10 protein-coding genes are annotated in these 14,557 nt (G+C 47.2%); 8 read left to right on the top strand and 2 right to left on the bottom strand.

Annotation, left to right across the window (positions count from 1 at the left end; translation table 11 throughout):
- Positions 1–83 precede the first annotated feature (83 nt).
- The gene (locus S1OALGB6SA_RS00325) at positions 84–2,171 is read left to right on the top strand and encodes a GGDEF domain-containing protein (RefSeq protein ID WP_052079979.1); all 2,088 of its coding nucleotides are present in this window, start codon (positions 84–86) and stop codon (positions 2,169–2,171) included.
- Here the strand turns inward: S1OALGB6SA_RS00325 and S1OALGB6SA_RS00320 are convergent.
- Positions 2,168–5,266 carry an efflux RND transporter permease subunit gene (locus S1OALGB6SA_RS00320; RefSeq protein WP_124032176.1) on the bottom strand — a complete coding sequence of 1,033 codons (3,099 nt, stop codon included), beginning with the start codon at positions 5,264–5,266 and terminating at the stop codon, positions 2,168–2,170. The two genes, S1OALGB6SA_RS00325 and S1OALGB6SA_RS00320, sit on opposite strands and share 4 nt — an antisense overlap.
- A complete protein-coding gene (locus S1OALGB6SA_RS00315; RefSeq protein WP_161786771.1) occupies positions 5,263–6,330 on the bottom strand; it encodes an efflux RND transporter periplasmic adaptor subunit in 1,068 nt (355 codons plus the stop codon). The genes S1OALGB6SA_RS00320 and S1OALGB6SA_RS00315 overlap by 4 nt, the downstream gene beginning before the upstream one ends.
- A gap of 141 nt (positions 6,331–6,471) precedes the next feature.
- On the opposite strand from S1OALGB6SA_RS00315, the gene S1OALGB6SA_RS00310 reads away from it, so the two are divergent.
- From S1OALGB6SA_RS00310 to S1OALGB6SA_RS00280, 7 genes are all read left to right on the top strand, one after another.
- Entirely contained in the window at positions 6,472–7,737 is a 1,266-nt protein-coding gene (locus S1OALGB6SA_RS00310; protein ID WP_124032175.1) for a sensor histidine kinase, read from the top strand.
- A complete protein-coding gene (locus S1OALGB6SA_RS00305; protein ID WP_037561789.1) occupies positions 7,721–8,389 on the top strand; it encodes a response regulator transcription factor in 669 nt (222 codons plus the stop codon). The genes S1OALGB6SA_RS00310 and S1OALGB6SA_RS00305 overlap by 17 nt, the downstream gene beginning before the upstream one ends.
- The gene (locus S1OALGB6SA_RS00300; RefSeq protein ID WP_037561788.1) at positions 8,379–9,950 is read left to right on the top strand and encodes a nucleotide-binding protein; all 1,572 of its coding nucleotides are present in this window, start codon (positions 8,379–8,381) and stop codon (positions 9,948–9,950) included. The genes S1OALGB6SA_RS00305 and S1OALGB6SA_RS00300 overlap by 11 nt, the downstream gene beginning before the upstream one ends.
- Before the next feature lie 4 nt (positions 9,951–9,954).
- Positions 9,955–11,229 carry a glutamate-5-semialdehyde dehydrogenase gene (locus tag S1OALGB6SA_RS00295; RefSeq protein ID WP_037561786.1) on the top strand — a complete coding sequence of 425 codons (1,275 nt, stop codon included), beginning with the start codon at positions 9,955–9,957 and terminating at the stop codon, positions 11,227–11,229.
- A gap of 102 nt (positions 11,230–11,331) precedes the next feature.
- The gene (proB, locus tag S1OALGB6SA_RS00290) at positions 11,332–12,441 is read left to right on the top strand and encodes a glutamate 5-kinase (RefSeq protein WP_037561784.1); all 1,110 of its coding nucleotides are present in this window, start codon (positions 11,332–11,334) and stop codon (positions 12,439–12,441) included.
- Between the two features lie 99 nt (positions 12,442–12,540).
- On the top strand, positions 12,541–12,771 hold the full coding sequence (locus S1OALGB6SA_RS00285; RefSeq protein ID WP_037561782.1) for a hypothetical protein: 231 nt from the start codon (positions 12,541–12,543) through the stop codon (positions 12,769–12,771).
- A 13-nt stretch (positions 12,772–12,784) separates the two neighbouring features.
- Positions 12,785–14,557: S49 family peptidase (locus S1OALGB6SA_RS00280; protein ID WP_195910206.1), on the top strand; the 1,773-nt coding region annotated here is incomplete at its 3' end.

Here is a 14,557-nt window from a genome sequence, read left to right as displayed (position 1 = left end):
TAGTTCTACAGATTGTGTATGTTTAGTTATTTAAGTGTTTCCCTCCCAAGCAACGATCGTTGTAAAATAATCATTAATTCTACATGTCAAACAATGAGCTGGATATTGAGAGTTTTCTGGAGCTCTCATATGAAAAACCAACGAAAATAATAGAAACAGCCCAACGCTTGCTACCGAGAATTATTGTCGCGAAGATGGTTAAAGAACAGAGCCTGGTTTTCTACCGACTTGCCCGCGCCAGAATTCAAAGATGCGAATACGAACCAGCCTTCCTTGCGTTGAGGGAAGCTAGAAAGATTAGAGAGGAACTCAGTGATGCCGCGGGTGTTCTTGAATGTCAACTGGCCTTTGGGCACATCTACAGTCTGACAGAACGTCCGGAGGCGGCCTTTGAACTCTTCCTATCCATACGCGAAAGGGCTCAAAATCTGGGCCTAATAGAAATTGAAGTTGTGGTTAACTCTTACTTGGCTCGAATCTGCATCAATCAGGGTCAGTACAAAGAAGCCCGAGCCTTTCTCGAAGAAGCTCTCGCACTGAATTCCAGTAATAAAACCCATCTGGCACGCCTGTGGCATGAGATGGGGTACATCGAGTTAAAAGAAGGCAATCTGAATAAGGCTGAGGATTGGCTTGAGCGAGCCAATGAACCTCCATACTACGAGTATCAGATTACCCAGGCTGAACTGGATATTCGCCGAGGGGAGTTTGAGACAGCCGAAACGTTACTTGATAAGACACTTGAAACCTGCAGCGAAAACGAGATTGTCTACGGTGAAATCTTAGCGTATTACCAACTTGGAATGTTTTATAACAAAACTGAGAATGCCGAAAAAGCTTTTGATTCCTGGGAAAAATGCTACAAGTTGTGTGAATCCGCGGGGGTTAGATATTTTCGGATTCTTAGTGGAGAAGGTTTGGTGGAGCTCTACCGCGCCAAGGAAGACAACCTAAAGGCTCTAACCTATCTGCTCGCCATCCGCAGGGAGGAGCATCGCTATCTTGCCGAGGGGCTTCATCATCTGATAAGCACATACGACCACGGCAACAGAATTGGCCAACTGAAAAAACAGATGGGAAGCTGGCGCCGGCGGACCGGCGAATTAGAAAAAATTCGCAGTAGCAAAGACAAATCCATACTGGATCTTGAAACGATAAGAAAGATCGGTCAGGAAATCACCTCTTCTTTGGATCCCGATGAGATAGTAAAAGTGATTTATAAGCGCCTAACCCAGCTCATGACCGTAGACGAACTTATTATAGCATTCTGCTTAAACGAAGAAGAGATAGATCTTCGTTATATGATAAAGAATGGAGTTTATGCGGAACCCTCCCGTGCCCCTGTCGATCCCGAGGATTCGCTGATTTCATGGGTTGCTCTAAATGACAAAGACCTTCTGATAAATTCGAGAGAAGAAAGCTATAATTATATCAAGAGCGAGTCTGCGGTTGGGGAAACAAATGAATCTTGCCTGGTTGTACGGTTGAAAATCGAAAGACGAATCATCGGTGTTCTCTCAATCCAGGGGAAAGGGGCCCATTGCTATGTGAATAGACACCTAAGAGTATTGGAAGCCCTTGCGGGATTTATTGCAATCGCTCTTTCCAATTCGAATTCTCATCAGAGTTTGGTTCTAGCCAATGAGAAGATATCCTATATGGCTACCCACGATCCCTTAACCCATCTGCCGAATCGCCTGCAGACCATGGAGCGATTGGATTTAGAGATTAAGAGATGTCAGCGCTATGGCAAGACACTCACCGTTTTGTTTGTCGATTTGGACGGATTTAAGCAGATAAATGACAACTATGGACATATGATTGGTGACAAGATTTTAACGGAAACTGGGAAACGACTCAAAAGGGATATACGATCCATTGATGCCGTCGGGCGCCTAGCCGGCGATGAGTTTTTTTTGATCATCACGGACGATTGTACGCCGGAGAATGGGTTTCAGTTGGCCGAGCAACTGCGATTGAATTTAGCGGAACCAATCGAGCTGGAGTCTGGAAAGCCACTAAGCATTACGGGCAGTATTGGCTTGGCGTTTTATCCGATGGACGGCGAGAATTCCGCAGCTCTGGTTAGTGCGGCCGATACAGCCATGTATGATGCGAAGTCATCGGGAAAGAATAGGACAGCATCGTATTCCCGGCATAATGAGTCCTAGGCCGCACCGAGTTGAACATCTGTATCAGTGTTTTCTTGGCTCGCACTCACTCGGTGTTTTTCGACAATGTGGTAAAGAGTCGGAATCAGGAAAAGTGTTACCAGCGTGGAAGTTATAAGTCCGCCGGCGATGCTTTGCCCCAGCGGCGCGTATAACTGCGCGCCGGGACCTTTGGCTAATGCAAGAGGCAAGATGCCGAAGAAAGTTGTCAGCGTGGTCATCAGGATAGGACGCAGTCTTGACACCGACCCCTTTATCAACGCCTCGTTCAGTCTCATGCCATCCTTGCGCAGTTGATTGATTCGATCAACTTGCACAATGGCGTTGTTCACCACCATTCCCGACAGTGCTATAATTCCAAGGAAGGAAATCAGCGAGACGTCCGAACCGAATATTGCTAAGCCAAGCACCACTCCAATGAAGCAAAAAGGAACCGATACCATAATAATCAGTGGCTGAATGAGTTTCTCGAACTGGATGGCCATAACTACATATACAAGCAGCAAGGATATTATCAGAACTATCACAAGATTCACTATGGACTGGCTGATTAACCCCATAATCCCTTGTTGACGCCACTCGACGCCTTCCTTCAATGGTGAGTCGGCAAGAGCTTCCTTCATCTGGCGGTTGATGTTTCTGAAATCTTCGGTTTTTGTATAACCTATAACTGTGAGCATGCGAGCTCTATTATGCCGCTGGTACTGAGAGAAGCCCCTGTTCTCTTCCACGAAGGTAAAAGCGTGTAAATCGGTTATATGGCCACCGGCACCGCGCATTGGAATTGAACTTAGAGACTGTGAATTAGGAGTAGATGATTCAAAATCGGAGCTCAGTCTGATATTTCTGTTTTCGCCTTTCGGAGGGCGATAAACACCGACATCAATTCCTTCGAAAGCAATTCTGGCGTTTCGAGCGGCATTGCCAGCGCTGATACCAAGGGTCCCCATGGTTTCTTGATCGAACTGAGCATTTACGAAACGTCGATTGGCTCTTACATCGCGAGTCGTACTGATAATCTCGGGATTCTCCAGCAGTATAGCCTCAACTCTATCTGCTTCGCTTCTCAAATCCTCAAGCGATTCGGAAAATAACTCAACACGATATCCGGCCCCCTCAGTGCTCAGACTCAGCATCCTGTCGAAACCGCCATTGAATATCGTAACGGCAATTCCCGGCAATTCCGGAGGGAGAGCTTCGTTGAGGTTCACCATCAGTTCTCGGAAGTCTCTCTTCCGCTTATTACGATTCTTCAGCAGTATGTGTCCCCAAACTGTCTCTCGTTTTTTGAAGGAACTCGAGATATTATCCTCCATCCCCACAAAGAAAATCAAATTCTCAAGTTCTGGAATCTCTTCTCTGATAATCGCCTCTGCCATATCGGCTGCATCGACGCCATCCTCGATCGATGCACCTGGTCTAAGCTCAAGCGAGACGAACAGCTCATTGTAATCTGCCGCGGGCAGGAAGGATACTCCCATTAAATCGGCGGCAATAACGCTGATACACAACACCGCCGCGGCCGCTATTAGACAGATATCGCTCAAACGAAGCACCTGTTTAAGACTTGATTCATAACTCTTTTCGATTTTGGTCATTAAGCGACTGCGAAACTTGCGCTTTGAACTGCCGAATTCATCCCGGTGAGCCAGAAGAGGAACCAGGAAGAGCGCCGCACATATAGAGGCGGCGAGGCATAGCACAATCGTTGCGGAAAGATCTTTTAAAATGATACCCACTATACCGGCAAGAAATATCATAGGAACAAAAACACTCACCGAAGTTGTGACAGACGCCGTAACCGCCCCGGCAACCGCGGTTGAGCCGCTAAGTGCTGCATTGTGCATGCTCTCTCCCATCAATCGCCGTCTATGGATACTCTCCAACACTACAATCGAGGCATCAACCACCATACCTAGAGAAACCGTTATACCCGCCAGCGTGAGTACATTCAGGGAAAGTCCCGCTAATTTCATGCCGGCAAAGGCGATAAATAGTGAGATTGGAAGAGATACTGCAATAACAAGGGTATATTTCCAACTCCGAAGGAAAAGGAAAATAACCGCGATAGCCATACAAATTCCCAGAATGGCCGAGCGCATCACCGTGTTCAAGGCGAGTTTGACAGTCTCGCTATCATCGTGCAGAACAGCGAAGCGATAATCTCCCACTTCTTCCAGGTAGGCCAGGCGCTTGCGAATCTCCCTGCTAATCTTGATAGCATCTCCCGATCCTCGTTTCATAACCTGAACCACCAGCATATCCTGCAATTCGGAACGAACCCTTAGATCGGTGGACTCATAGTCCAGGGACACTGTACTAATATCCCTCAAACGAATCGGAACACGAGCATTGCTGCCCACAACAAGATTTTCGATTTCATTTATTCTGGTGAATTCACCGCTCATCCGCAGAGACCACTCCTCGCCACCCCAGTCAACCAGTCCGGCAGGCAGGGTGACATTGCGATTTTTGATGGCAGCGGCAATTTCAAGTGGGGTAAGATTGCTGTTGGCAATCGCCTGGGGATTCAAACTTATTCTGATTTCCTTCTTCCTTCCGCCGAGGATGTCGGCTTTGGCAACATCCTCAATCTCATATATCTCCTGTAGCACCACATCCTCGGCATAACGAGTTATTTCATCTGAATCCCATGGACCGGATATGGCGAAACTAAACACGGGAATGTCGGATGCTCCCCATGTTGAAACAATCGGCGCACTGGCCAAATTGTCGGGTAGTTCCGGGGAAGCTATTTCCACCCTGTTTCGCACCTCCTGAATCAACTCATTTGCATTAGCCTTCTCGTCGAAATCGAGTTTGATTATGCTGATGCCCTCCCTGCTCTCGGAATAAATATCGTTTACACCCGAAAGGGACGCTAACTGTTCCTCCAGAATCTCTGTTACATCCTCATCAACATTTTCAGCGCTAACACCCGGCCAGAGAGTTATCACTCTGATGCTTGGCATGATAATGGAAGGAATGAATTCTCTTTTCAGAAAGATTAGAGCGAGAATGCCGAAGACTAGGATGGCCATCGTAATGACAAATACCGGAATCGGATGGCGAATCGCCAGGGCACTCGGTTTCATTTCTCACTCCCAGAATATTCGACGATCCGGCCTTCTCTCAATAGATGCCGCCCCCCCAGAACAAATATCTCAGACGCCCAGGTTTCAGGAACCGAAAACCGCGCGGCATCCCTATACATTGCCGGCGCCTCCACGCGACTGACAGTGTTGTCGTTTGGATTGACTCGCCAGAGTCCGTTGTCATTGTCCAGAACACGAAGGGGCAAACTCAGTGTATCCAGCCTCTCACTCAGAACAAACTCCACCTGCAGACTTGCGCCAATTGGCCAGAACGGTTCAGACTGCTTTAGCAGGCAAACTACCTCGAATTTTTTTTTCTCCGGACTGATACTCGGGTTGATTCTGATTATTTCTCCTAGACGCACGGAATCATCACCACCTGCTGGAAACGACAAGAATACTTTAATCGCTTCCAATCTCTGAAACTGACTCCAGTATTTCTCTGGAACTTGCACCTTTAGCTGCGGAGCTTCCGTATTTCCGATAGTTAATAAAGCCGATTGAGGCATTACTATATTTCCAGGATCCAAATAACGGTAGAGCACCGATCCAGAAACGGGAGTGGTAATATCAGTGTAACCAAATTTCATTTTGGCCAGCTCATAGTCAGAATAAGCCAAATCCCGCTGGGTTTGTGCCTCGTCAAGTTGGTGCATGGATGTTCCGGAGCTTTCAAACACCTGCTTTGTCCTTGTTAAACTCGCCTCAGCGAGGCGCCATAGTGATTCAGCGGCCTCCATTTCCAATCGGTATGGCTCAGAATCAATGCGAGCCAACAAATCCCCTTTTGAGACTACCGAGCCTTCCACAACTAGGATTTCCTGCACACTCCCCCCTACTTTAGGCGAAATTACCACTGTACGCCCTGCTTCCAAGAAAGCTGAAACAACCAAGGTTTCTCTCAAATCACTGATTTGAGGACTTATCACAGAAACCGATGTGTTACGCGTCTCTGAAAACTCATCACCACCAAATCTGGAGCGCAGCCAAAACAGCATAAACACAATTAAAATGGCAAAAACTATGGAGAGAATCGTTACTCTATCTCTGGTTGACGCAATCATAGTCATATTCTCGGAGAAAGCAGACACAAGCGCCAGTTACAGCAGTAATAAAAGCCCCTGAAAATGTTCACTATTTTTCGTTGATATTTGTAAGTTTGTTTAGGCGTACTTCATTACACAAATCATGTTAAACTTAGTTGAATGTCTCTGATATCTATCTTCCGAACCGATAGCGGGCTTATTAGAAATTTTCGCTTTTTTTCCGGTGGGGGTTCTCTTGTCTTCTTCTTCCTGCTGATAGACCCCCTTTCACCTGGAATAAACGATCCAAGCACAAAAAGAACCATATTGCTATTTGCGGTGACATACGGATTGATATTTGTCTATCTAATGATCCCCAGGCTGGAAACCTGGCTTAAGAAGTACCACCTACCTCCCGTATTAATTGCTGCCAGTGTAATCCCCATTGCGATTATTAACGCCAAGTATCGCGCTCTTCTTGAAATCGGGAAGCCAATCAACACCCTGGATGATACGATGACATTGACTATTCTTCTTATCTTCCCGCTCATCACAACAGCCTGGCGTTATAGTTTTCCAATTGTATTCCTGTTCTTTGTCGTACTTGGTTTTCTGGATCCACTTCTGATTATCCTGATAAATGAAAGTGTTACTCCAGAGCTTCTCAACGCGATTGACGCATCATTTGTTAGAATTCTAGCTCTTGGCGCGGTTGGTTTCATGATTACGGAACTGCGAAATCAGCAGAGGACTGAAAGGCAAGCATTGCAGGAAGCAAACAAGAAACTCGAGAAATATACGTTGGACAAGGAGAAACTCGCGGCAAGCAGAGAAAGAAATCGCATCGCTCGCGATCTTCACGACACGCTTGCCCACACTCTGAGCGGGCTTTCGATTCAACTCGAAGCGGCTGTAACTATTGTCGATAAGGAGAACAAACAATTAAGAACTCTGCTGGATAAGGCGCGCAAGACGATTCGGATTGGATTGAACGAAACTCGCCGCTCGCTGGAGGCTCTGCGAGCGAGCCCACTTGAAGATTTTGGGCTTTTCCTTGCACTCCAGCGCTTAATTGAAAATGCACACGATAGAACCGATATTCCGATGAGTTTTTCCTTGCCAGCGAAAAAACTTGACTGGAGCAAGCCACTGGAGGAAGTCGCTTATCGTATCGCCCAGGAAGCATTGGAGAACACGATTAGACATTCGAATGCCACCGAGGTTAAATTGGAACTGAAGGGTGATAGCGAAAACCTGTACATGGAAATTGAGGATAACGGTAAAGGCTTCAATGCTGATTTTTTTGAGGACGGGAGCCATTTCGGATTAAAAGGCATGCGGGAGAGGGCGCTTGCAATTGACGGAAAGCTCGTGATACACAGTCAACCTGACAGAGGTTGCGTGATTCGATTTACATGGAAGACTCAGAATGAAAACGGGAATTAAGCTAATCATCTGCGACGATCAGGAAATCGTCCGGGAAGGATTGAAAACTATTTTTGAGAGTGACGATTCCTTTGAGATGGTTACTACGGCTGAAGATGGTGTGGACTTATTTTACAAGATTGATTCGTTGGGTATCCCCGACTTGGTGCTGATGGATTTGAAGATGCCTCATAGAAACGGAATTCAGGCAACCAGACAACTGCGGTCTACATATCCAGAATCCAAGGTTCTGATTCTCACTACCTATGACGACGATCATTGGGTGATAGACGCGATAAAGGCCGGAGCCTCTGGCTACCTGTTGAAAGATACCACGAGGATAAATTTGATAGATGCCGTCAAGGGCACCATATTGATGGATCAGACTTTCATCGATCCCTCGGTAGCCGGAAAGGTGCTGGCCATGGCAGCGAACACAATGTCTCGTCCCATTGAATCTTCCACACCCGATATTAAACCTAGAGACAGGCAATTGCTGACACTGATTGCCCGAGGATTGTCGAACGCTGATATCGCTGGCAAGCTTTATCTTTCGGAAGGGACTGTGCGCAACTATGCAAGCGCGCTGTTTAATAGAATTGGCGTGGCAGATCGAACTCAGGCGGCAGTTACCGCTCTTAGGTGCGGCATTATCAATCTGAATGACATCTAAATCGGATAACTCCTGCCCTGTTTTGGCTGTGGCTTCGGGTAAGGGCGGAGTTGGTAAAACTCTTTGCGCAGTGAATCTGGCTCTTTGCTCAACTAGGGATGGTTTACGCACCGCGCTCATCGATGCCGATCCACTTTCCAATACTCTTGTCATGCTTGATTATACACTTCCGAAACGGACCTTACTTGATGCCACCCCCGAGAATTCGACTTTCAGAGTGGCTCCAAATTTTGAGGTTATTTTTCCTCAAAAGAAAAAATCCGAAGAACAGGCGGCTCAACTCGTAACTGACTTGATGCGTTCACACCGCGACTGGCTAAACAGCAGGTACGATTTAGCTATTATTGATATGCCGGCCAACGTCGAGGAAGACTCATTTCTCTCCTATCTGCCGGACGCAGATTTTCTCCTGCTGGTAACTAATCCTGAACCGACTGCCCATGTCGCGGCCGGCGCCCTGCTTAGGAGGATTCAAGGGTTATGGCGGGAAAAACCCATTTATCTTTGGCACAATAAGTACATCCCTCATCCGGAGAAAGAATTCAATCCGGACGATCTAATCGGTAATTACAACAGAAACGTGAATGAATCAGAGCGGATTAGTGGGAAAAAACTGATTTCGATTGCCTATGTCCCACACGATCCCTCGCTGGATTTGACAAAAGTGAATCCACCACTGCTTATAAACCTTCATCGCGACCTTATCGAAACACTCAGAGCTCTATTTGACGACTCCATTCCAAAAATTGAAGGGCTTACAGATTCGCAGTCCAAATCGGAGGCGCTGCTGCGATATTTCCTTCATAAGAGCTCAGGAAAGGAGGATGCCGAGGAATTTCTTGCGCACTTTGAAAAATTCCTTGCAACCAGCGCAACGAGGGTAGCGATGCCTTCAGAAAAGATGAGGAGTGAGCTGCGAAAATGGTTAATTTCCAGTTTGAATGCCCCGCTAAGGAGGCAAATCCAGCAAGTTATTGAAGCTGTAGATGAGCATATTGTGAGTTTGGAGGCCGAAGCAAATACATTTAGTTCGAAGTATCGGAAGGTTTCAGCAGGTTCTGTCGAAAGAGAAATAACGCTCCTGCTAAAGAATCTCGCTCATCTGTCTACCCGTTCTTTTTCTCTCCAGATGTCAGGTTTACTGCTGTTTCACTTTGCCCTGATTCGATTTTTCTCGAGCGAGGTGGTACAGAAGATAGTGAATGCATTCATTCCCAGTCGCCAGGAGTCCGGTGTTTCAATTCGGGATAGACGGCGGCAGATTGCAAGACTGCTGGGAAAGGAAGCGATTTATCAAGAACAGTTCTTCGCGATGGTAAAAAAATTGTACCCCGTGATGAGCCGTCAACTGGACTATCTGGTGCATACTTTCAAGTTACGAAAACTCTTATTTCGAGATGCCTCCGGAGATGTGGCCAAGAGTGCCTATGTCCGACTGTTTCACGCCGCAATTTACGAAATTGTCAACAGCGGCTTGGGAGTTGTGGCTGGTTTTCGCTTCCGACCGGCCTCCAGAGAGTTCAACCTAGGTTATCAGAAGTTGAGAAGTCTATTATTATAAAAATATGCATCTCATCGACCGAGCCAGGAAGGCTAAGAAGGCGAGCCGTGAGATTTTATCTCAGAAAGGCGAAACCCGCACGGCTGCTCTGAAAAATGTGCGTTTGGCCTTAAAAGCCAGTGGCAGCGAAATTTTCGAGGCCAACAAGGCAGATGTGAAACGCTCCGCCAGAGCGGGTGTTTCCGATGCACTTCTTGCACGGCTGAAGTTTGATGATGCTAAGCTGCTCCGTGTCTGCGATGGAATCAAAACTCTGGAACGCAGATCGGATCCGATAGGGCGGGTTCTGGAAAAGCGTGAACTAGATAGGAAATTGATTTTAAGCCGTGTTGCCGGTCCTATTGGTGTGATTGGCATGATTTTCGAATCGCGACCGGATGCCCTCATTCAAATGGCCACTCTCTGCATACGCTCAGGCAATGCGGTGATTCTAAAGGGTGGCTCGGAGGCCTTGGAAACAAATCGTATCCTGGCAAGGATTATAGCGAAGGCTTCGGCGTCGCAACTGCCGGAAGGTTGGATTGGATTGGTGGAAACCAGAGAAGATGTTGGCAAAATGCTTACACTTAATTCTTTGATAGACCTTTTGGTGCCACGAGGTTCTAGCAAATTTGTCGCAAATATTATGAAGAATTCCTCAATACCCGTTCTTGGTCACGCTGATGGTATTTGCCACATCTACTTGGATGAGTCGGCGAGTGCAGCCAAGGCAATCCCCATCGTCTTAGATTCAAAGATGCAGTATCAGGCGGTCTGCAACGCGGCCGAAACGCTGCTGATTCATCAGAATTCCACTGAAGCTCTACTTCCGCTCATTAAAGACGCGCTCCAAGCCGCTGGCTGTGAGATTCGTGGCTGCACTCGCACTCGAACAATTATCAATGCCGTCCGAGCCACGGATGAAGACTGGGACAGCGAATATCTCGATGCAATAATTTCGATCAAAGTGGTAGACGATATCGAACAGGCAATCGAGCATATTCACGTTCATGGCTCCGGACACACAGAGGCAATAGTTAGCGAGGATACGCAAGCTGCTGAGATATTCCTGGCCCGGGTGGATGCCGCGAATGTTTTTCACAACTGCTCAACTCGCTTCTCAGATGGTTTTGTATTCGGCCTTGGCGCCGAGGTTGGAATTTCAACCTCAAAAATTCATGCACGGGGACCAGTAGGAGTGGAGGGACTTCTGAGTTACAGATGGCAATTGCGCGGTTCAGGACAGATTATCGCAGACTATAGCGAAGGTAGAAAATCCTTCACCCATAAGAATTTGTGAACCACCGCAGGCATACCGTTTTGGTCGGAATCGGTGTGAGCTTGTCGCCGTGAAGGAAGCTGCTGAGTCTCAAAAACGCCTGGATTGGCGAGGCTAAGAACGATGAGAGATCTAAGCAACATCGGAAGAGTCGTAATCAAGGTTGGCACAAATGTGCTAGCCTCCGGAGACAACATCCCCCGAAGAATCAAAACCATCGCTGAAGGCTTGGCAGACTTGCGTGCCAAAGGCCTTAGTCCCCTTTTGGTAAGCTCTGGCGCAATCGGATTTGGGGCAATGGCTCTCAATTTGGAAGGCCGGCCCAAAAAGATAGAGATGCGTCAGGCCTGTGCCGCCCTGGGGCAACCGATACTGATGGAACATTGGCGCAGGGCGCTTGAAAAACATCGAATCAAGGCGGCTCAGATTCTGCTTAGCAGAGAGAGTTTTGACGATAGGCGTTCGTATTTAAATTTACGCAATGTCGTGGAAAATTTGCTTGCCATCGGCGCAGTGCCTGTTTTGAACGAGAACGATAGCGTTTCAACCACGGAAATTGGAGATTTGTTTGGCGATAATGATTCCCTTAGCGCCCATGTCGCCAGCAAACTGGATGCTGGACTGCTTGTCCTTCTTACAGACACTGACGCCTTCTATGAGAGCGATCCGAAACTAAATCCGAATGCTCGACCAATGTCAATTGTCGAGCAGGTTACGAAGGAAATCAAAGCGGCCGCGGGTAAGTCCGGAAGTGAACATTCCAGTGGCGGGATGATCACCAAGCTTCAGGCCATTGAAGTGGCCTATAGGGCCGGATGTAAAACCATCCTCGCCGATGGACGCCGCGATGACATTCTTAGACGCATCTTCGAGGGTGAAGATGTAGGTACGCTCTTTCTCGCCGGCCCAAAAATGGGCGCAAAGGCAAGATGGATACTAGGCGCCAGACCCAAAGGAAATGTCAGTATCGATGCCGGCGCTTTCGAAGCCCTGGCGAAGCGCAAGAGTCTTCTGCCAAAAGGTGTTACAGCTGTGGATGGAATTTTTGGCATAGGCGATGTTATTCTTATTGATTCGTTTTATCAGGCACAAAGCTCGATGGCCAGTGAGGAAATTCGACAAATCATGGGACTGCACTCGAAAGAAGTTCGAGCTTTGCTGGGTAGGGGGCGACGGACAGAGGTGGCACGGGCAGAGGATATCGTAGCTCTGCGAGGAGTAGATGCAGGATAGATAATGGGGAATGCTATATGTAAGATAATACCGCAAAAGACTGTGCCTGAATTGAGGAAATGAATCGGGTGATTCATGCGAAAGTAAGGGAGGTGTTTCATGAGAAACAAAATCAATCTGGATAGAACGCAACTTGCCACAATATGCGGAAAAGGCATAATATTACATGTCTTAACAGACGAGAAAGATCGGGTTTTGATTCGAGCTGAATCGGAAGATGGAGGCCGCCGGATTCGAGTCAGGCTTCACGAAAACTATCCTGGCGTAATAGTCTACTCCCTGGATGAACCAGTCGAACCAAAAAAGTCACATCTCAAACTTGTGAAATAGCAGGAGGTTAAACATGAGATACAGGATGCTGATCCTGCTAATCTGCGTAACGGGCTTTGCATGGGGTCAGAGTGACTGGTTAAAAACCACTTATGTGGGAATTGCGGTGGAGGACGTGGAAAACGCTTCATTGCTGAACATGGCAGCGCTTGGGGTGAAGAATGCATCCGGCATTGGTCTTAGCGGACATTGGCAAGGTGTTCATTTTGAAACCGGCATGGCTCACCTCGCACTGGGTCCCTTCGCATACAACTTCCGAAGCTTTTCGAAGGATGAAACTTTTATTAGTGATCACGAAGTTGGGCTTGGCTTTCGAATTAATAATGGTATTTACGCAGGCACCAGTTTCCGTTGGAACAACGAGAAGATTTTTGGATGGAATATTCACACACTTTTTCGGCCCACAAAGTGGGTTTCCTTGGCGATAAACACCAATTCGCTAGTTTCCAAATTGCCCTACTCCTTAGATCTGGGTGTTGGGTTTCGTCCGTTCTCTTCTAACGATTACTGGGGAACGCGCCTAACTCTTTTCTACGACGGGGCAGTTAGTGGCACTTCCTATCAAAACGGCGCTGTCGGACTGCGCAGCTCACCAATCGACGGCTTGGATATCTACGGACATTGGAATTTCCGTTCCGAGAATTTTGTTGTTGGTGTGAAACTCTCCTGGAATCGCCTTCTAATCGGCGCGGAAATGCCGATGACCGGCAACATGCTTGGGAAGAGCGCTACAACACAGATTTTTGTATCCGCGAACCAATTGCGTTCCTTGCCGCTGAAATCAAAACCTAAGATGATAATCTACGATTGGGCACAAATGCTTAAGGACACACCAACATCTTCTTCTTTCGCCAACTCATTCAGGAGTGGGAAAACGCTCTCTGTTTACGACTTCCTTGTTGATATGGATGAATTATCGTCCATGCGCAATGTCGATGCGGTTTTATTCAGGAATCAGGATTTTGAAACCTCATTCTCGAATCTTTATGAGATTGAAATGGCCATTAAACGCGTAAAGGAATCGGGCAAGAAAATTTATTTTTACTCTGACAATTACAAGCCTCTGCAATACGCGCTAGCGGCCGGAGTTGCAGATGAGATTATTATCAATCCTCACGGTTCGCTCTCAGTGCAAGGTTTTGCGCAAAACAAGCTATACTTCAAGAACTTCCTCGCCAAATACGGAATAGCTTTCCACAACTTTCAATCGCACGAGTACAAAACCACTTTCAATGCGCTCTCGGAATCATCGATGACCAACGCAGAAAGGGAATCCCTGGAATATGTCTATGAAGCTCTTCAAAACGAAATGGACCGAATGATAGAAGAAGGACGGGAAGATAAACTGAACGAGGAACTCGAGGACATTTATGCAAAGGGATTTTGGATGAACGCAAACCGGGCCCAACAGGCGGGACTTGTTGATTCACAGATGTATCCGGATGAGCTGGATAAGATGATAGAAGATGATTTCAGACTCTCCTCATACCATGAAAGGGGCGTTGTGCAATATGACTGGGAACCTGCAGTTATACCAGTAATAGCTGTTATCTATGCAAATGGATATATTTATCAGGGTGAGGGCTGGAAGGGTAAGAACATTGGCGCAGAAAGCCTGGTGGAGGCAATAAGAGCGGCGCGAAAGAATCCTCTCATAAAGGCGATTGTTCTCAGGATTAATTCGGGCGGTGGCTCTGCCCTGGCATCAAATCTGATAGCACGTGAGATCGCACTGTGCGTAAGCGACGAGAAAAATAGAAAACCTGTTGTGATTTCTATGGCGGGG

Origin of the sequence: Olavius algarvensis spirochete endosymbiont (assembly GCA_900608495.1) — a bacterium.
Classification (GTDB): Bacteria; Spirochaetota; Spirochaetia; order DSM-2461; family DSM-2461; genus UBA2779.
The sequence above is the reverse complement of the archived record's forward strand: the minus strand, read 5'-3'. Positions and strand labels throughout refer to the sequence as shown.